Source organism: Ignisphaera sp. (assembly GCA_038735125.1).
Lineage (GTDB): Archaea > Thermoproteota > Thermoprotei_A > Sulfolobales > Ignisphaeraceae > Ignisphaera.
The window spans coordinates 19,192-39,877 of the sequence record JAVYNU010000010.1; the positions used below are offsets into that span (position 1 = coordinate 19,192).

Below are 20,686 nucleotides of genomic sequence, written 5' to 3' on the forward strand. Positions count from 1 at the left end.
AAACCTTTATTAACTAATGCTGTGGGATAATGGACAAAATAGTGATTTTAGCATTTGACCTTGGCGCATCCAGCTGTAGAGCAATGATAGGTTTCGTAGATGAGAAGGAGAAGACTATTAGTGTTGAAGAGCTTTATAGATGGCCAAACTTTATGGTGAAAGTTGGTGACAGTCTCTACTGGGATGTTCTAAGGATATGGCATGAGATGAAGACTGCAATTAAACTTGCATATAGAAAGTATGGCAAGGATCTTGTTTCGATAGGTGTTGATACTTGGGGCATAGACTTTGCTTTACTAGATGAGAGAGGGATGCTTATAGAAAATCCACATACCTATAGAGATCCGAGGACCGAGGGTATGATGGAAGAGATTTTCAAGAGAGTCCCTAAGGAGAAAATATATGAGAGAACAGGTATACAATTCATAAGAATAAACACCTTGTATCAGATATTCTCCATGGTCTACTATAATGATCCAAAACTTAGAATAGCTAAGACATTCCTCATGATACCAGACCTCTTTAACTACTGGTTAACAGGCGAAAAATTTGCTGAATACACAGAAGCCACAACAACACAGTTCCTCGACCCAGGCGCAAAGAAATGGACATTCGACATTTTAGAGGTTTTGGGTGTTCCCACACACATATTCCCAGATGTTATAGAGCCTGGAACAAGGATTGGAAAGATAAATCCGAAGCTTGCCTCTGAACTCGACATACCAAAGGAAATAGATGTTGTTGCACCTGCTACACATGACACAGCTTCAGCCATTGCAGCAGGGCCCATGGTCTCCGAGGATGTTGGCTATGTAAGTTCTGGAACATGGTCTCTGGTTGGTGTTGAACTTCCCCACCCACTAATCAACAGAAAAGCTATGGAGTACAACTATACTAACGAGGGTGGGGCATTCAACACAATAACGTTTCTGAGAAATGTGCAGGGTATGTGGATAGTTGAGGAAATTAGAAGGGTTTTGGCTGACAAAGGCCAGCAACCATCATATGAAGAGATTTTGAAAATGGCTCAAGAGGCAAAGCCATTCACAGCCTTTATCGACCCAGACTACGAAGGGTTTATAGCACCAGAAAACATGATAGACGCGATAATGTCTTATCTTGAGAAAACCGGGCAGAAAAAGCCTCAGGGACTTGGAGAACTATTTAGAATTGTTTTCGAGAGCCTCGCCTTAAAGTATCGACTTGTCTTTGAACAAGCTGAGGATCTTCTTGGAAGAAGGCTCAGGGGGATAAACATATTTGGCGGGGGCTCTAGAAACTGGTTCTTGAACCAGCTAACAGCCGATTTCACAAACAAGGTTGTTTATGCCGGTCCTGAGGAGGCAACATCTATAGGAAATGTCCTTCTACAGGTTGCTGGACTTGGTATAATAAAGTCATTGAAAGAGCTTAGAGAATATGTTAGAAACTCCTACAAAGTTAGAGTTTTTGAACCTAGACATGGCGGAGAACATGAAGAGGCTTACGAAAGATTTTTGAATATAATAGGCTATGCGAGGTGATTCAAGTGAGTAAACAATTATTTATTGGAATAGACGTTGGTAGTAGTGGTGTTCGTGTAGAGGTATATGATGTAGAGGGGAACCTTATATCAGCTGGAAAAGCTGGTATATCAAAGCAAACTGTTGAGGAGTGGATCAAGGCAATAGACGAGGCCATGCCAACAGTTGTGAAGAACTGTACCGATTGCGAGAAGCATGTGTCGGTAGACAGCACATCAGGAACATTCATAGCAATTGACAAATTTGGTAATCCGCTCTACGGCCCTGTTATGTACTACGAAAAGAGAGGTGATGTCTTTGAAGAGATTAGGAATATCGAGGCTGTTAACGAGCTTTCAAAACGTGGTGTTAGCGTTGATGCCTCATCACCTTTCGTCAAAATGCTCTATATAAGAAAAACTCTTAGCAATATATATGATAATGTATACAAATTTGTCCCTGCAGCAACATGGCTACTCTACAAGCTTTGCTATGACGAGGGAGAGCAATGGGAAGATATTAAAGCTGATTATACAAATGCATTAAAATTTGGTCTAGACATACTCTCAACACCTCCAAAATGGTTTGAACCTCTATACAACTCTATAGGCATTGAAATAGACAAGCTCCCCGATTTAGCTCCATCAGGAGAGTTTATATGCAGAGCTAAGAGCCGTATCGCACAGAGAATGGGTCTACACAATGCAAGTGTGTACCAAGGTATGACAGATGGAAATGCAGCTGCATTAGCTGGGGGGGCCCTTAGAAAAGGAGATGTAAACATCTACACAGGATCGACAACAGTACCCAAAATATCTGTTGACAGAATAGTTATGCACCCAGCTATATACTACCACATACACCCCCTAGATGGGTACCTAGCAGGCTCAGCAACAGGATTCACGGGCGCCTACCTAACATGGATCTCAGAAAAAGTCTTTGGATTATCTATAGAAGAGGCTTTTAGATACATCGAAGCTGTTGAGGCTGGGACAGAATATCTCTTCTTCCCATATGGAGATAGAGGACCATTCTATGACCCAAACCTTGCCCCAGCACTCATAAACTTTGTTATGTATGACCAGTCAAGGGATATTGTTATTGGTAGAATATTGAGGAGTGTGGTACTTGGAATAACAATGCTTGAAAACTTCTACATAGATTTATTCCAAAAACTATTTAATGTTAGGATAAGCGAAGTTAATCTAACGGGTGGTGCTACTAAATCCAAGCTTTGGAATAGGATAAGAGCATCTGTATATGAACGAAGAATTTTTGTACACGGGGATCTGGTTGGTATTGGGACAATAATACCCATTCTATATAGAAACAAGATATACACCAGCATAAATGAGATTAAACAGAGATTTCTAAAACCAGTAGAGTTTGTTGAACCAGATGCTGAATTAACGAGAATTTACAGAGGGTTCAAAGAAAACTTTGAGAAAAAATGGATAAAGCTGCAAGAGCTCTACAAGGCATAGACCTAGTGTAGAAACTATCCAATTTTAAATATTTTTATGGCTATATCCTTGTCAAGATCCTTAATAACAATCTCAATTCTTCCACCAGACACATCGACCTTCTCTTCGTGTACCACAGCACCCTGGTATGTATCCCAAAACTCAATTTTGTAGACACCATCCTCTAGATTGCTTAGAGATATTGTAACATTCTCCATCTTATCTATGGTAACATTGTTTACCGCATTCCACCAGTTATAGTCTTTATTTCTAATCCAAAGCATGACAAAGGTTCTATTGCCTAGTGCTAATGCCTGGATCTTTGCCTTAGCATAGACAGCATTTTCGATTCTTATGTAGTCCCATGTAAACCAGTCAACACCATCATTATCTATTTTAATAATATGCTCACCAGGCCCTAAATCAACTTCAACATCTACCCCATATTCATTTGCCTCTCCATCACTTTTACCATCCTTATCAGGTAGAGCGAATTCTTTAACCTTCACTCCATCAACATGTATGCTGGCTATTGCCCCTCCCCTCCCAACAGAGTTTATATGTATGATAAGCCTTCCCTTTTGAAGTATGGTGACACTGAATACAGGGTTTAAGAAGTTTTGATAGTGACTCTTTCCATATATGAAGCTACTTAATAACGATAAATCGCCTTCTATAGACCCATTCGGATTGATAACATATTTATTCTGTTTTTGCTGACCACCCCCAGGCGTGATCCACCCAGCTACAGGATATATCGTTATGTTCGATACATAACCTTTATCTGTGGTTGCGTTCTCTACCACTACATTGACTTTATTTAATCCACTTTTTATAGGGTCTAAACCATTTAAAAAGTTGCTTAGGGCCTTAAAATGATAGAATAGATTATACTTCTCTATCTGGGTATCCCACCACCAGCTCATAGCAGAGATTGGCGAGCCTGCAAATATGGAGCTCCAGAGCCCCTCATGCAAACCGACACCACTCTTATCTAGAACCCAATAAGGCGTTCCGGTGAAGCCTGGGTATCCAATCCATCTGTAGTCGTCTCCGAACTCGGTTATAACAATGGGTTTGCCATATTTTACTCTCAGAGATTCTATGATCTCTGGAAATGCTGATGCGATATCTTTGAGTCCTGATGGACCATATCTATGAACAGTTATAATGTCTATTGTATCTAGTTGCCATACCCTCGGCTCAGAGTTGTAGTCTGCTAGGCTAATTGTAACAGCTCTTTTGTATGGATCCAAGGACTTTACATAGGAGCCTAGGTTGGCTACCCACGAGACAAAGCTATCTCTTGCTTGGTTAAAGTTTGTAGTTAGGTCCGCCTCGTTTGCAAGTTCCCACGCAATTATGTTTGGCAAGTACCCCCACCTGGCAACAGCGTATCTTATCCTGTCCTTGAAAACATCCATGGCTTTCTGATTGCCCCAAAACTGTTCTGGGGAATCCAGAAGACCACCGTTTTTAACATTATAGGGGTTGTCGCTCCATTTGCTTGCTAGCTCGTCATGCCACATGAAAACAAATATTATGTATATATCGTATTTTCTAGCAAACTTCAATATCTCATCTAGCCTAGCAGCAGATGCCAAGTCGTATGAGTGAAGCCTGTTCCACTCTAGGTTGAGGGACCATGGCACAAGACCTATTCTAACAACCTTCACACCACTGCTACTCAATCTCTCAAACCAGCTTCTGTAAAATGATATTGATGTGCTTGTCTTAGGTGCCCACGCTAAGTCTAGCCCAATAAGAATCTGTGAAGAGCCATTGTCGAATCTTATATACCCGCTATCCTTATCAAAATGTGCAAAACCCTTCAACGATTTATTGCAACTCTTCACATAGATCTCTAGGGTATTGCTTCTAATCTCAACATCCTTGCTCTTAGCAATTAAAGCAACTTTGTATACTCCCTCAGCCTGTGGTGTGAATCTTATGCTCCAGTGTGGCTTTCCCATAAACACGACAAGATCTTCATTTGGTGACACATTTTGAATTTCATAGTCTTTTGTATAGAATGCTGGAATCGCCAATAATTTGTTATCTGGTGTAAGAATGGTTGCATAGACATCTATTTCACTACTGTCAAAAGGATTAGAATATTTTATACCACTAACATTAAAGTTTATTTCGACGATATCATAACAAGAGGCGTTCTGGGTGTAACTACTCACCTCAATAGATGGTACAACACTAGTTGGTGATGTCGTGGACTGAGTTGTCTGAAATGGCGTAGGTGTACTGGTAGTCTCTCTTATTTCTGTACTTGTAGGAGTCATGATATAAGATGGGGCTATTGTGCTACTTAAAAATGTTGTGTTTAAGGGTTTTATTGTGATGCTGGACGAAGCTGTAGGTGTTTGTAACTGTGTTATTGAGGAGGTGGCTGTTTCTATTGTTGGTGTTGACATTGTTTGTATCGACTGTGTTGATGGTGTGGAGGTGGTTGTTACTGATATGCTGGGTCTATTTGTATAGAGAACTATGTAGTAGATTAGCACCCCAGTAACTATTAGAGCTATTACAGCTGTTGCCACGACAAGCTTCTTTATCACATTGATCACCCATGAGAGAAGATCTTTTTGAAAATTTTTATACTTTCATTCTATCTGGAAATTAAGAATATGAATTGGCGGCACAGTTTCTTTGTATTCTATTTTTATATTCTATTCACGAATTTGTGAAATACGTTTGAGTAGAATTGAAATCAAATATTTTGTTGATTGGGATGCCTTGAACGGTAGAACTATTTTTGCATCTCTCTTCGCTTCTTCATCTGCATCGCCGACGGCAACCCCTATCCCAACTGTTTTAATCATGTCCACATCTGTGACGCTATCACCAATTGCTATAGCTTTTTCTAGATCTAACCCCATTTTCTCTGCGACAATTCTTATTGCACTGCTTTTGCTGCAGTATCTTGGGTATATGTGTAGCACATAGCCTGTATATAAAGCGTATATACTTGGATATTTCTCCATAATATTCTTTTCTAGTTCTCTGGCCTTGCTAGGATTGGATTTTACATCATCTGGCACGTGAAAGGCTCTATCGCATAGCCTATATAAATTGCTTGCCGATCTCTTCAAATGGAACTCCTTTTCTATTTCATCTACAAGCGGATCGAGGTTTTCTCTACATATCTTTATGAGCTCTTTATGCAATTGTATCACACAGCCATTCTCAGCTATGAATATCGGTGAAAGACCTAGATACCTCTGCAACGTTAAAACAGTTGGGTAGGCATTTCCGGAAACAAGACACACTGGAATGTTATATTCCATAACCTTCCTGAGAAGCTCTATAAGCTCCAAATCTATTACATAAGAACCTCTCTCAATTGTCAGAACACCATCTATATCGATAAATATTGCTGATGGTCTGCCATCTTTTAGAGATTCAAGTAGCTTCTTCTCAACATTGTTATTCAATAGCGAAACACCCAAAAACTAGCTAAAGGGTTTTGTGATAAAAAAGAAAGTGGGTTTAGATTAAAAATTTTGTTTATATGGGTCTTACAGTTCCCCACTTCTCCAAGGCTCTTCTAAGCTCTTTGTGATCTCTTGCATAATCCTCTAGTGGAATGCCCTTTGAGATTGCTTCTAGAGCCTGTCTAACAGCAGCCGCTCCTGCTCTTGGCCCATCTGGATGCCCTATCGTACCGCCGCCAATCTGCATCACAAGATCCTTGCCTAGCACCCTAACAACCTCTGGCAACGTACCTGGGTGTAGACCACCAGATGATACTGGAACTGCAGGCTTTATTGATCCAAATTCCTGCTCTAGGTGGTATATGTCGTCTGGATCTGGCTTGAATGGATTTTCTCTCAACACCTTCGCATTTCTAATAACGTCTATGGTCTTAGCCTCTAGCTTTCCAACTTCTGGTGTTCCAATGTGCAGCTGGTCAACACCTATTATCCTGAACAACTTTGCTAGTGTGAACATCGATATTCCGTGGTATGGATTTCTAGTAATAGCTGCATGCATTGCTCTGTGGGCGTGTATTGCAAGTCCATACTCCTCGGCCTTGTCCCTTATGTATGTTAGGGCTGACCACCCAGTTATGACAACGTCTACCATGATGTATGGGTTTCCATAGTCTGCTACGAGCTTTAGCCTCTTCTCCATTTCTCTAACATCTGCTGTTATGTTTGCGAACCATACCTTCCTCTCTCCAGTCTCCTTCTCAACCTTGTCGATGATCTTCATAATCGACTTTGCCCTTGCCTCAAACCTGCAGTAACTGGGCGAGACAAGATTCTCATCATCTTTTATGTAGTCCATGCCGCCAGACAGTATCTCGTAGGCTAGCTTCTCAACCTCATCTGCTGTGTAGCCAACCTTAGGCTTTGGAACTGTACCAACAATAGGCCTGTCATAAACTTTGAAAATGTCTCTAACCCCGCGCAAACCCTTTACAGGCCCTTTGAAATACTTGACGAAGTCTAGAGGCATGTAGATGTCCTCAACCCTCAGCCACTTAGCCCTCCTCATACCGAATATGTTGCCAGCAACACTAGCGAGGAAACCTGGCATATTGCCCTCCTCAAATAATTCAGCTGGGTAGGCTATCCTCACAAGCCAGCTGCCATCACCAAGATCCTTGAAGAAGTATGCCCTGCCCTTCAGCTTCTCAAGCCTGTTCTGATCATACCAAACATATAGTGTTGTCCAGGTACCGGTGCTACTCTCAGCAGCAATACCCCCAGCAACATCCTCTATAGAGAAGCCCTCTGCAGGTGTAACTCTAAATGTTAGGATAACATCCTTCTTGGGGTCTGGAACATAGCTTTTGTCGACCCATGCATGATATGGCTCAAACTCTTCTTTAGGCATATCTTTTCCCACGACTCTTACAGCTTTTCTTATATATATTTCTTACTGAAAATAAAATTATGTTCAAGTATAACAATTCTGTAACAGTTCACACTCCAATAAAAAGCTTTATAAGATCTCCAAGACATTAATATTGTTACTGAACTTGGTATGCTTCTGCTGTTTTCGTTAGTCCAATACTGTTAGGGTCTATCAGTAGAACTGTGTCGATGTCTATAATAAGAATGTTGTTTCTATACATTCCTACCCTATTGCCATAACCTTGAATGTTTTGTATGACAAGCTGTATAGGTATGTTTGTATAGCTAGAAAAGCCTGTTTTCAGTGAGCCAACAAAAATCTTTACATATTGATATGTGTGACACTGTATTTTGGCATATTTCCAGACGCCGCTAAACACTATGTACAACCTTGAATTATTGTTATCTACTGCGACACCTGCTATAGAGTACATGGATGTTCTCCACAAGGATTTTACATAACCGGTTGTCGTATTGAACAGCAACACCATCACACCCCCACCATTATCCAAAGCTGTAAAAACTATGGAATCTCTATAAATAGCTGATGAGGTGTATTCATACAGTTTAAAACCATCCAAAGACACATTCACTATGTTATGAGTAGACAAATCAAATACACAGATGTGATTGCTATATCCACCTGGAAAAACAACTATCTTGCTACCTACAATATTAGTGGTGGCACCAATGCCAATTGTTTTGCAACCATGTGTGGCAGAGGACCATCCTAGGGGATCCCAAGAGAATATACCGCTTTTATTAACCATGTAAAGTCTGTAGTTTTGGGTGTCATAGGTTATGGTTGTGGAGCCGTCAAAGCGTGAAGATGCGTTAATAATGAAAACAGGTTTGAGAAATTCTAAGCTAATAGAGGAAAGATTGTAGAAAGCGATTTGCATCAAATCCCCCAGTCCAACTATAAGAGAGTCAAATAGAGAATCACTAAAATATCCGAGGATAGACGCTGAAATGTTATAGATTGTGTATATAAACATTTGTTGAGATTGAAGAACGAGAGTGATGTTAACTAAGTGTAGAGGTACGCCATCTTTGATGGGATAGTAACATGCGATGGTGAAAAATCCTTGTAATGATGTAGTTGTAGAGACATTACAATAGTTCGAAATGTTTGTGCCATTCATTAGGGTAGCTATATAGACAGGGGTATTTGTATTGAAAGTGATTGTAATGTTTATCTTGTATGCCTTCAGGGTGTTGTTAAAAAGAATCAGGTCAGTAAAATAGGTGTAGAAGCTTGTCAACGTATAGATGTTTTTGTTAGAATTACTATTAATGCTAGCATTGTTATGGAGAATGTTTATGGTAGCGTAAGTAGCTTCTGCTGAGATAGGATACAAATGCATAGCTTTACCTTTTCTTATTATTGGAATGGCTACTCTTCCTACCCATGTCTCTGTCCCATTACCTGTACGTGGCTCTAATTTCACAATAAATGTCTCGCTATAGCTTGTTTTCTTTGGTATTATAATGGTTGTTATTGGTGATGCTTCTATCGCTAAAGATAGTGTTGCTGGTTCTTGACCAGTCTTAACAGCTATCACTGCTTGAGTGGCAGGTGGTATTGCAAAAGGCAACTGTAGTTGCCTATACTGTGTATTGCCTATTGCTACAAGTATGTTTATGGATTTGTTTAATCTTGATACTATTGTATATGAGCCATCTCTATACACTATTGCAATAGATACTACAAGTATTGATTTAGATGCTTGATTATCTATAAAAATGGTTGTATGGGTACCATTGTAACTCCAACTAGCATCAACACTTCTTACTGTAGATGACGACTCTTGTAGACTACCTACCTTGCTTATTACCTCTTGACTCAGCGTCCCAAACCTCTCTATAGACGCTATGTAAAGAGCTATGAATAGAACCATTATGGCAATGAGAATTACAGCGCCTATAACGGCTGAAATACCGCTAACCAATCTTCTGGGCTTTTGCATATGCCGTACCCCCATCAAAAACGATCTTTACACTTGCATAACTCGCATTTCTGACATTGCATATAGCTACAAAAGCTGTGTAATATGGCACGATAATAGGGTTTGAATATGTTAAAGGTTTTACAGAATCATTGAATGCTATACTACAATTAGCCAAACTCTCGTTAACATAGATAGAGTAAATCTGTACAGGCATAGAACCTGTAGAAGCTAGCACAACAAGTTTTTGTCCTGAAATGTAAGAGGCTAAGATGGTCATAGACGAGCTTTTCAAAGATTCTTCAAATGCTTTTGAAAGCGCATTGTAATAGGAATTTGCAATATAGTAACTATGTATGAATATTAATACACCAGCTGCCATTGTTATTATAGCAACTATTACTGTAGCCACATACTCGCTGACACCACGCAAACTAGGATCCCAAGTTATAGAGTCTGCAAAAAGGTTAAAAAGAATGTGGATTTCAGTTTTAGAACATATTTTCAATTATTTGAAGAAGATGAATTCTCCGGATAATCGCTTACCAAAATTATGTTTATAAATCTGAGCAAACTATAGTATATAATTGTGAGAGAGATGGGCCTTATTAGATGTTGTTTGAAGGGTGTATCTCCAGTAATAGCAACTATAATACTCATACTAATAACCGTTTCGGCAGGTGTTTTACTCTGGCTATGGATATCTACTTTTGCGTCCTCATCACCAATAGGACAAAACCAAGCCCTTAGAGAGAGAATGAAAATAGAGGCTGTAAATGTAAATATGACTGGAAAGAAAATCATCGCGTTTGTTAGAAATGTTGGCGACGTACCTATTCAGATAGTCACTGCATATATATTAGACATAAACGGAAATGTGGTAGATGTGCAAGAAATAAATGGAACAAGCATTACACCAGGAAAGCTAGCTAAAATATCAATAGATATCTCAAGAGCAGACACAGTTATGGTTCCAGGCTTTAGCTATCGACTAAAGCTTATTACATCTAATGGTGTGGAGAACGAGTATATATTTGTCTATTCATCATAATAGTTAAAATATAAGGTAGTTATAAAGTAACTGAAGGTGATATTACGAAGCTGTAGTGATATTCATGCTTATTGATAAGAGCTACGAAGCTGTAGAGGGTTATAAAATTGGTTTTCGTGGAATAGTGGAAGTATCAATTGTCAAGGGATTAGATGGTAAACTAAGGTATTTTGTTAGAGAGCCTGACTTAACCTCTTTTCTCGAGGAACTTAGGAGGAGGGTTGTTGAGACTATTTTTAACGATGTTGAGATGTTGAAGAGACTTTCAAGCTTCAATGGCTTTGATGATGGCTATGAATATGCAAATGATGTGGTGTATAACCTCTGTAGAAAGTTTTTCGGTAGAAAGAGATGTGAAGATTCAAAGAGTTCACTTGATCGAGTTGTTTACTATGTTCTCAGAGATTTTGTTGGCTATGGAGAGATAGATCCATTCATTAGAGATCCTGAGATAGAGGATATAACATGTGATGGCGTTGGCAGACCTATTCATGTTTTTCATAGAAGATATGAGTGGCTAGAAACAAATGTTGCTCTATCTCCTGAAAGGCTCAACTCTATTGTGAAGAAACTTGCTTATAGAGCTGATAGAGAGGTTTCTATTGCTCAACCAATTGTAGAAGGTATTTTGAGGCCAGAGGGCTATAGGGTGCACATAGTTCTTGATATAGTCTCTACACACGGCCACAGCTTTACCGTTAGAAAGTATAGAGAGAGACCCTTCTCAATAGTTGAGCTAATAAATAGTGGTATGCTAGACCCCGGCGTGGCCTCGTTGGTATGGCTAGCAGCTGAAAATAAGCAGGGAATAGTGTTCTACGGTCCAACGGGATCGGGCAAGACAACACTATTAAATGCTGTTGCAATGCTATTGCCATCTGAACTAAAGATAGTTTCTGCAGAAGATACACAGGAAATTAGATTGCCATTCCATGAGAACTGGATGTCCATGGTATCTAGACTGAGTAGCGATCCAAACATCCAGAATGTTACTCTCCAGGCACAAGTTGAGGCTGCTATGAGGCAGAGACCAGATGTTCTAATACTTGGCGAGATAAGGTCTAGAGAAGCCTATAGCTTTTTCCAAGCTGTTTCAACAGGTCATGGAGGGCTAACAACGATTCATGCAGAAAACGTGGAGTCTCTAATTAGAAGACTCTCTTCACCGCCAATGAATGTGCCAGTATCTCTTATAGCATCTGCAAAGCTTTTTGTACAAATTCAGAGACTTTTGTATAGAACTAGCATTGTGAGGAAAGTCACATACGTGCATGAGATCTGGGACTATGATCCAGCAACAAATAGGATTACCATAAAGCTTTTATGTAAATGGGATAGAGAGTCTGATTCCTGGCTCTTTAACTTATCTGAAAGCAGGTTATTGAAAGACATTTCACAACTTCTTTTGACAAGTTATGAGGATATTTTAGAAGATCTAGTTAGGAGAGCAACTTTGCTTCTCTACGCAGTTAAGAAGGAAATGGACGTTATTCAAATACATAGTTTAGTGAGAAGATATAGGAGAGATCCAGTAACAACATATCTAGAGGCTGTAAAATTTGTTGAAAAGCCATATAGATTCAGAATTGTTGATGAAATTGAGAAGAAAGCTATATAGCATTTCACAGATTTCTAAATCCCCATTTGAAAAACTTATTATAATGGCTCTAAAATTCTTCAAAATTGATTTGGAGACAATGGTAATCGGATCTGGAATTGCAACAAGCTATAGGAAATATGTTGAAAGGTCCTCAAAGATCTTATTACTAGTATTCCTAGTCTCCTCCATCTCATCAGCGTTCTTTGCTTTGTATATGTTTGCCTCGCCTTTAGCTATAGTACTATTGACTCTTGCTATACCACTTCTAATAGTATTGCCTATTGCGATGGCGTTGACCATATTTATACCAATCATTCTTTATAGTAATAGAGGAGAGGTTGTAGAGTCTAAAACACTACAGCTACTACTAGCACTTTCTCTTCTAGGCGCCTCTGGACAGAGTATATATAGAATTCTAGAGTCTCTCCCAATTGTTTTGGGAAGAGACTTTAAGTTCTTCTCTGTTGAGATAGACCTAGCTACATCACTTATCAAAGCTGGTGTCCCAGCTGATGAAGCTCTGAAGAGAGTTGCTAGCATAACTCCGTCTCAGACACTAAGAGAGTTGTTTTCTTCACTGGCTTCGGCAATAGCCATTGGGGGTGGGGTTACAGACTTGTTATCAAGTCTTTTAGAGAGATATGTAAGCAGATATAGTATTAGGATTGAGAGAGCTGTAGAGACTTTGAATGTTTATATGGAGGTATATGTCGCAGTAGCATTGCTAATACCAGTACTCGTAGGGTCTATAGCAGCGCTTCTGTTAATATACCCAATTAGCTGGCTATCATTTGATGCTCTTATGATCCTAACAACACTTCTTCTAGTTCCTACAGCCTCTGCATCCATAGTGGTTTTATCAGATGTTATAGTGTCTAGGATGAGACCTTGAGAAAGGAGCCAAGGGTAATAGTGCTCTCTGTAATTGTTATGTTGCTGGGGCTCATATTACCGCTGATAGTGTTGCCTCTAATCACAAAGTTAATTGGTTTCAATTTTTTTAGGGGTATCAGAGGTCTGTATATAAAGGTAAGATTCTATTATATACCGATACCCGTTCTCCTCTCCCCAGACTCTTACACCACGATAGGGTGCATAATCTCATTCACTATGTTATCCATTTACCTGCTTTTCAAAGAGGATATAGAGACTAGGAGGAGGCTGGGCAGGCAGACACAGGATTTTATAACTGTATTATCTTCATATGTCAGGGCTGGTGTTCCCATGTCCAAGGCTGTGGAGCTTTCATCAAACGCTGTTGGCAAACCTCTCCAAGACTATCTAATTAGGTTCGCTAAGCTTATTCAGCTTGGTTTCGACCCATTTAAAGCATTTGAAACTGTTTTTGGCGATGTTCCCAGAGAGGTCAAAGCTGTTCTCTCTTGCTTACCTGTGGGATTTGTAAGTGGTGGTAGGGTTGCAGAGGTTCTGTCAATTGCTGAGAGGTTCTCTTTTCAGTTATCAAGATTGAATGAGTTGAGAAGAACAAGGCTAGAGGGTTACAAAGCACTTTTATACCTAACAATCTTCGCATATGTCATGGGAAGCATAATAACGATAGTGTTACTTTCATACATAGCTAAAGCGGCTTTTTCAACACCATTTGCTAGAGCTTCAATAGATATATACTATACACTCTCTCTTTACTACATCTCAACAATATTCATAGCGGTGATATCTTCTATAGCTATTAGCAGAATGATCTACGGCGAGATTGTGCCATTCTTAAAATACTCGGCTATAGCAATACTCGCATCATCACTAATATTCTCACTTGTATATGCATTTATATAGACTTGTTCTAAGTCCATAAACAAAAGCCTGTTCCCAGGCTTCAAAAATGGTTTCGGTGCGTGTACTATCATTTGATGTCTGGGACACTATACTGGATATAAATAAAATGTTTAGCTTTATTGCCTCGAGACTTGCCGTCCATATTCCAAAAGTAGATGTTGCGGAGGTTTTAGAGGTTATTAGAGTTGTTTATGATAAATGTAAATTGAGGAGAAGGTTAGGGGAGATAGACGGCTTTGACATAGTCATAGAGTCTCAGAATATGCTTGCAGAAAGACTTGGGATTGAAACAAACAAGGTTTTAGAGGCTATTTCAGATGCATTTGCATCTGCAGACCCCAAAGACATCATATTTGGAGATGTTATAGACACTCTCGAGCTTTTGCATAGACTTGGATTCAAGCTTGGGGTGATAGGCAACACAGTTTTCTGGAGTAGCATATACACAATAGACCTTCTCAAAAGACTTGGCATATACAATATATTCGAAGCCCTAGTCTTCTCTGACGAGACAAGGATAAACAAGCCTGATAGAAGAATATTCTTCATTTTCGCAAAGAAAATTGGGGAAGAGCCTAAAAGAATTGCACACGTTGGAGATAGTGTTATCGAGGATGTTGGGGGTGCATTATCTGCTGGTATGAAGGCTATTCACATAGACAGGAGGAGAGGGAGAAACAAACTGGTCTTAAAGGATCTTGGACTTGCATTGATAGGCGAATTTCCACAGATTATAGAGGTTTTAGAAGAGCTTTAGCTATGTAAACATCGCAGTCTTTTTCATATGCGAAAAAATCTTAAGTTTTAAGAGTGAGAAAAGTTTTCTACTGGTGGAAGCTTTGGATTACACAACGCTTGGAAAGACGAGAGAAAAGATCTCGAGAATAGGTTTGGGTGCATGGCAGTTTAGTGAAGCTTGGGGTTTGACAGAATATGAAAAAGCCAAGAGTGTTATTGCCAAGGCTGTTGAACTTGGTGTAAACTTCTTTGATACAGCTATGGCATATGGGCTTGGCCTAAGCGAAAGTGTTTTGGGGAGGGCGCTAAGAGAGATTGGTGTTAAGAGGGATGAGGTGATTGTTACAACAAAAATAATGCCAGAGTTTCTAAACCCTGAGGATGTATTTAAGGCGGTTGACCACTCAATAAAGATTCTGGGCCTTGGATACATAGATGGTCTATTAGTTCATTGGCCACCCATTTGGCATAACTACCCAACTAGAATGTACGCAAAGTATCTGGAGAAACTTGTCTACATGGGTAAAGTTAGATACCTAGGCCTAAGCAACTACCCCGTAGAGCTTATTGAAAGCTTTAGATCAAGTCTATCAAGAGCCGATGTAGAGATCTTTCAATATAGATACAACCTGGTTGAGAGATGGGCCGAGGAAGAGATAATACCATACGCAGAAAAACATAATATAACATTACAAGCGTGGAGTCCAATAGCAAAAGGTGCTTTAACAGGGAAGTATACGCCTGAGAATCTACCCAAGTTCACAGATGTTAGAGCGAGAGAAGCTGTGTTTCATCCACAGAACTTTGAAAAGATATGGACGCTGGTGCAACTAATCAAAAAGATTGGGGACAAATATGGCAAGACACCAACACAAGTAGCATTGAACTGGCTCATAATGTCAAGCCCTGTTGTAGTCCCAATACCAGGGGCAAAAAGCCCTGAACAGGTAGTGGATCTCGTTGGATCTGTTGGCTGGAGGCTAAGTTTCGAAGACTGGGTTGCAATAGATGAACTTAGCAAAGCAATCAGAATAAGCTATTCCCTAAACTACACATTGCACACAATAAATTAAAGCAGGATTTTTGTAAATACATATAAAATGTTAAGAAATTGTGCAGCAATTCTCTATTAAATTTTTGTTATCTTTTTAATAGAATTGTCCATAGCGATGTCAATGTTGTTTGCGTCTTTAGCTCCTTAACTTTGACGAAAATTATATTGATGTTTTTCTGCTATAAAATGAAATAATGTGCCATCATATTAATGTTGTCTTTAGCATGACATTATTGGTTAACTATAATGACTTTTTAAACATTATTGCATAAGATATTTTTGAGATTGCACATGGCCTTGAAGATTAGAGAGAATGTTATAAGACCTACTAGAACCCTTTCTGGAGTGACTATTGTAGCTGTGATGACAAAGCCATTTCCATGTCCACATGGAAAATGTATTTACTGTCCTGGTGGAGTAGAGTATGGAACTCCGCAGAGCTATATAGGCAATGAACCAGCTTTGATGAGGGCTATTCATGTTGGTTTCGACCCCTATGAGCAGGTTAGACTTAGGCTAAGACAATATCTTAGCATGGGCCATGTGCCAAGCAAAGTAGAGGTCATTGTCATGGGTGGCACATTCACTGCTCTGCCTAGGGACTACCAGCTGTGGTTCATTACAAACATTTTTGAGGCTGCCAACAGATTTCCAGAGCCGAAGCCAGAGAAGATGCCAAGTATTGAAGAGGCTCATGAGAGAAATGAGATAGCTTCTATCAGAGTTGTTGGCCTTACCCTCGAAACAAGGCCTGACTGGGCAAAGGAGAGAGAAGCTGATTGGATACTATACCTAGGGGCTACAAAGGTTGAGATAGGTGTTCAAAGCATCTATGACGACGTTCTTCAAAAGGTTAGCAGAGGCCACACTGTGAGAGATGTTGTAGATGCTACCAGAGTACTGAAGGACTCTGGATTCAAGGTTGTGTACCACATTATGCCAGGTCTTCCGGGTTCGGATAGAGATAGGGATATTGAAATGATTAGAGAGATTTTTGAGAATCCTGACTTTAGACCAGATATGCTTAAGATATATCCAACGCTGGTCATTGAAGGAACTAAGCTTTACGAGATGTGGAGAAATGGTCTCTACAAGGCGTTGACAGATGAAGAGGCTGTTGAGCTCATCTCAGAGTTCTACAGATTTATACCAAAGTGGGTAAGGGTTATGAGGATCCAGAGAGACATTCCAGCACCACTAATAGTGGCAGGACCCAAGAAGGCTAATCTGAGAGAGCTTGTCGAGAAGAGAGCACTTGAGAAGGATATAAAGATAAATGAGATTAGGTTTAGAGAGGTTGGGAGACAGGAGATATTCAGAGGTGTAAGACCATCAAGAATAGAGATGACCAAGGAGGTTTATGAGGCTAGCCAAGGAACAGAGATATTCTTGGCTGCGGAAGATGCTGAGAACAATGTGCTAGTTGGTTTACTCAGGCTTAGAATACCATCGGCCAAGTCGTACAGACCAGAGATAGACTCTTCAACAGCAATTGTAAGAGAATTGCATGTATATGGCCCTCAGATACCAATCGGAGATCACGATGAAGATGGTTGGCAACATCGTGGCTGGGGCTCGAAACTCCTTGTTGCAGCCGAGGATATTGCTAGATATGAGTTTAGCTGTAGAAAAATACTTGTACTTTCGGGTGTTGGTGCAAGAGAGTATTATAGAAAGCATGGGTATAGAAGACCTTCTGGCTCTCCATATATGGCTAAAGAACTTAGATGATGTGTCAAATCCTGCTCTTTAGCACCACTACATAGACATTTCTATTATCTTGTTTAATATACCATGTATACCCACTCGAAGCAACCACCATATACGAGCTTTTTATAGTCTCAACAAGCTCTTTTAAGTCATATAGGTAGTAAACCCTTTTGAAATATCCTCTTCTGCTTCTCCAAAAAATCACATATCTCCTCAAATACCCTAGCGTGCCAAAGAGTGTAGAAAAGGTGTTGAAAAGAGTTCTCAAAGCAAATCTTCTATGTCTCCAAGACCACACAGTCACAACAAATATGCCCAACACCTTTAGGATCCTCCTAGCCTCTGAAAATAGCATAGACAAAAAAGGCTTTGGAATATGGTGAACAACAGCAATAGCAAGGATAGCATCGAAGGAGTTGCTTCTGAAAGGTGTTTTCAAAGCATCTGCCACCACAGCATCACCAAGTACATTGAACTTATTGATGGTGTATCTAGCCATGTGAGCCATTGTCTTTGAGATGTCGAGACAAACAACATATCCACCATTTCTAAGAGCCGCTGCTACACCGTTTATGCAAGGACCTGAGCCAAGATCTAGAACAGCTTTCCCCTTAGCAATGGCTGCTATGATCCATGGCCTCTGCCTCCAAAAACTATAGCTAACGCCTATAGCGTTATACGAAACGATGTTGGTTATGAGATCTCTTATATCCCTCCTCAGTTGCTTATGAAAATTCATCAGATATCCCAGCACACATCATGTGGGGTTCAGTGCATGAAGGGATCATCATGTATTTGCCTTGGTCTGGAAGGAATTGTATGCTTGCAATACTTAAATTGCTTTATTATAATCACATCATTACATAGCTTATGTAAATACATTGCTTAAATTAGGATTTGCTAATATATTTTCATTGGTGCGATCTAGATTGACTTCAAGAATTGTTTGCCCTTTTTGCGGATATGGTTGCAGTATTTACATAAATAAAGAAAATGGTTCTACATATGGCTATGGATGCTTCAAAGGCTCATTAATAATGAATCTTATATCCCCATCTACCAGAGTTCTATATCCATATGTTAGAAGAGGCGATATCTTCTCAGAAGCCACATGGAGTAGCATCTTAAATGATATAGCTACAGAGCTGAGGAAGATTGTTAAGGTGTATGGAGGCTCTTCTATAGCTTTTATAGGATGCTCTCAATGTTCTAACGAAGAAAACTATTTGATTCAGAAGCTTGCTAGATTTCTTGGAAGCAATAATATAGATAATTGTGCAAGGCTATGCCATGCAATAAGCGTTGACGTCCTTGCTAAATCGCTTGGGTTTGGAGCTCAAACAAATCCTTTCTCAGATCTATTGTATTCAAAGGCTATTCTTATAATTGGCTATAATCCTGTTGCTACACATCCCCCTCTAGCAGCCTTGATTTTAGAGGCTAAAAAGAGGGGTGCCAAGATAATTGTAGTTGATGTTAGGAGGAGTGAAACAGCCGGATTGGCTGATATATTTATCCAGGTAAGTAGACCTGGGGAGGACTATAAGCTTCTTCTCTGCATGGCAAACATAATAATCTCTAGCGGATTATATGACAAGAGTTTCGTTCTTCGAATGACGGAGGGTTTCGAGGAATTCTATCAAATTGCAAAACTTTACAATGTATCAAAATGTGAGGAGCTTGGCGTTGAGAAGAGCTTGGTTGAGGAGGCAGCAAAAGAGTTTGCTTTGGCTGGTTGCGGCTCTATACTATGGGGAATGGGTGTAACACAACATGTGACAGCGTGGAACAATGTCTCGGCTATAGTTAATCTGGCTCTGCTTCTAGGCTATATTGGTAGAAGAGGCTGTGGATTGTATCCTGTGAGGGGTCAGAGCAATGTCCAGGGCGCTTGCGATATGGGTGCACTACCAAACTATCTTCCAGGCTATATAAGGGTTGAGGACGACCACAAGAGAAAGCTATTCCAAAATGTGTGGAACATCGATAACATTCCAAGTGAACCGGGGTACACAAGCATCGAGGTTTTTGAAAAGGCTTTAAAGGGGGATATAAGGGCTCTATTCATAATCGGTGAAAACCCTGTCATAAGCCACCCAAACTCGGCAATAGTTAGAAAGGCTCTTCAGAACATCGAGCTTGTGGTTGTTCATGAAATTAGATGGAGTGAAACCATACAGTACACAGACTATGTGCTGCCTGTAGCAGCTCGTATTGAAAAGGAGGGCTCTTACACAAGCTCGGAGAGGAGGGTTCAATGGTCATACAAGGTGCTGGATCCGCCGGAGAAGGCACTACCAGACTGGGTTATAATTGAGCGGCTAGGTAGAATGATCGGGTTAAGCAACTGGAGAGAATATGGATCAGTAGAGGACATAACCGTTGAAATAAGTAGTGTAGTGCCCATATACAGAGGTATTACACCACAGAAACTAAAAGAAAATGAAAATGGCGTTATATGGCCTTGCAAAAATGGTGAATGCATCTCCAGGTTATACCAAAACGGATTTGAAACACCTTCAGGCAAGGCAATGTTTTCAAAGATTGTAAACAAAGAAATGGACAACAAGAGAGGATACCTCACATTAACAACATACAGATCTGGTCTATGCTATAACACATCTCTATGTATAGACAACAATGCTGATGTTGCAATAATAAATAGGTTTGATGCAAAAACCATGGGGATAGATAATGGGGATTTAATAGAAATTGAGACAGAGTGTGGCAAAGAAATGTTCTATGCTAGAACTGATGATAAGGTTCCTAGAGGGGTTGTAGCTATTCCGTGGCATAGAAAAGCAAATATGGTTACATGTGTTAACACTGAAGGAGATTCTGGTTATACGCAGCCTTTAAAGAGTATTAGAATCATTAGTGTAAGGATTGTGCAAAAGAATCAAACTGATAGATAATTAGATGCAAAAAGCTATATATACCTTGTTTAAATC

The 20,686-nt window shown here is 39.9% G+C and carries 16 protein-coding genes; 10 read left to right on the forward strand and 6 right to left on the reverse strand.

All coding sequences use genetic code 11. From position 1 onward, the window contains the following. Positions 1–29 precede the first annotated feature (29 nt). Positions 30–1,523 (forward strand): rhamnulokinase family protein, encoded by a 1,494-nt coding sequence (locus QW284_09080; GenBank protein MEM0339818.1) that lies wholly within the window; start codon positions 30–32, stop codon positions 1,521–1,523. A 5-nt stretch (positions 1,524–1,528) separates the two neighbouring features. Further along, the gene (locus tag QW284_09085; protein MEM0339819.1) at positions 1,529–2,986 is read left to right on the forward strand and encodes an FGGY family carbohydrate kinase; all 1,458 of its coding nucleotides are present in this window, start codon (positions 1,529–1,531) and stop codon (positions 2,984–2,986) included. Positions 2,987–3,000: 14 nt separating this feature from the next. Here QW284_09085 and QW284_09090 read toward each other — a convergent pair whose 3' ends face one another. The 5 genes from QW284_09090 to QW284_09110 all read right to left on the reverse strand — a co-directional run bounded on the left by QW284_09090 (position 3,001) and on the right by QW284_09110 (position 10,221). Further along, positions 3,001–5,535, reverse strand: a complete 2,535-nt coding sequence (locus tag QW284_09090; GenBank protein ID MEM0339820.1) for a hypothetical protein — start codon at positions 5,533–5,535, stop codon at positions 3,001–3,003. 111 nt (positions 5,536–5,646) lie between these two features. Further along, positions 5,647–6,411: a phosphoglycolate phosphatase gene (locus QW284_09095; GenBank protein ID MEM0339821.1), complete on the reverse strand. Its 765-nt coding sequence runs from the start codon at positions 6,409–6,411 to the stop codon at positions 5,647–5,649. Between the two features lie 73 nt (positions 6,412–6,484). Further along, the gene (gene rbcL, locus QW284_09100; protein ID MEM0339822.1) at positions 6,485–7,819 is read right to left on the reverse strand and encodes a type III ribulose-bisphosphate carboxylase; all 1,335 of its coding nucleotides are present in this window, start codon (positions 7,817–7,819) and stop codon (positions 6,485–6,487) included. Positions 7,820–7,955: 136 nt separating this feature from the next. Then, entirely contained in the window at positions 7,956–9,809 is a 1,854-nt protein-coding gene (locus QW284_09105; protein MEM0339823.1) for a hypothetical protein, read from the reverse strand. Beyond that, positions 9,784–10,221 carry a hypothetical protein gene (locus tag QW284_09110; GenBank protein ID MEM0339824.1) on the reverse strand — a complete coding sequence of 146 codons (438 nt, stop codon included), beginning with the start codon at positions 10,219–10,221 and terminating at the stop codon, positions 9,784–9,786. Before QW284_09110 ends, QW284_09105 begins: the two co-directional genes overlap by 26 nt. A gap of 165 nt (positions 10,222–10,386) precedes the next feature. Here QW284_09110 and QW284_09115 point away from each other — a divergent pair, with 165 nt between their 5' ends. From QW284_09115 to QW284_09145, 7 genes are all read left to right on the forward strand, one after another. Beyond that, positions 10,387–10,839: an archaellin/type IV pilin N-terminal domain-containing protein gene (locus QW284_09115; protein ID MEM0339825.1), complete on the forward strand. Its 453-nt coding sequence runs from the start codon at positions 10,387–10,389 to the stop codon at positions 10,837–10,839. 64 nt (positions 10,840–10,903) lie between these two features. Then, complete coding sequence (locus QW284_09120) at positions 10,904–12,457, forward strand: type II/IV secretion system ATPase subunit (protein MEM0339826.1); 1,554 nt, start codon at positions 10,904–10,906, stop codon at positions 12,455–12,457. Continuing rightward, on the forward strand, positions 12,438–13,331 hold the full coding sequence (locus QW284_09125) for a type II secretion system F family protein (GenBank protein MEM0339827.1): 894 nt from the start codon (positions 12,438–12,440) through the stop codon (positions 13,329–13,331). Before QW284_09120 ends, QW284_09125 begins: the two co-directional genes overlap by 20 nt. Beyond that, the gene (locus tag QW284_09130; protein ID MEM0339828.1) at positions 13,328–14,233 is read left to right on the forward strand and encodes a type II secretion system F family protein; all 906 of its coding nucleotides are present in this window, start codon (positions 13,328–13,330) and stop codon (positions 14,231–14,233) included. The genes QW284_09125 and QW284_09130 overlap by 4 nt, the downstream gene beginning before the upstream one ends. Positions 14,234–14,279: 46 nt before the next feature. After that, entirely contained in the window at positions 14,280–14,990 is a 711-nt protein-coding gene (locus QW284_09135) for an HAD family hydrolase (protein ID MEM0339829.1), read from the forward strand. Between the two features lie 82 nt (positions 14,991–15,072). Then, positions 15,073–16,044 (forward strand): aldo/keto reductase, encoded by a 972-nt coding sequence (locus QW284_09140; GenBank protein MEM0339830.1) that lies wholly within the window; start codon positions 15,073–15,075, stop codon positions 16,042–16,044. Between the two features lie 272 nt (positions 16,045–16,316). Next, a complete protein-coding gene (locus QW284_09145) occupies positions 16,317–17,756 on the forward strand; it encodes a tRNA uridine(34) 5-carboxymethylaminomethyl modification radical SAM/GNAT enzyme Elp3 (GenBank protein MEM0339831.1) in 1,440 nt (479 codons plus the stop codon). A 4-nt stretch (positions 17,757–17,760) separates the two neighbouring features. On the opposite strand, the gene QW284_09150 is transcribed toward QW284_09145, so the two are convergent. Continuing rightward, positions 17,761–18,474 carry a class I SAM-dependent methyltransferase gene (locus QW284_09150; GenBank protein ID MEM0339832.1) on the reverse strand — a complete coding sequence of 238 codons (714 nt, stop codon included), beginning with the start codon at positions 18,472–18,474 and terminating at the stop codon, positions 17,761–17,763. Between the two features lie 190 nt (positions 18,475–18,664). Between QW284_09150 and QW284_09155 the strand changes: the two genes are divergently transcribed. Then, positions 18,665–20,650, forward strand: a complete 1,986-nt coding sequence (locus tag QW284_09155) for a molybdopterin-dependent oxidoreductase (GenBank protein ID MEM0339833.1) — start codon at positions 18,665–18,667, stop codon at positions 20,648–20,650. Positions 20,651–20,686: the final 36 nt, after the last annotated feature.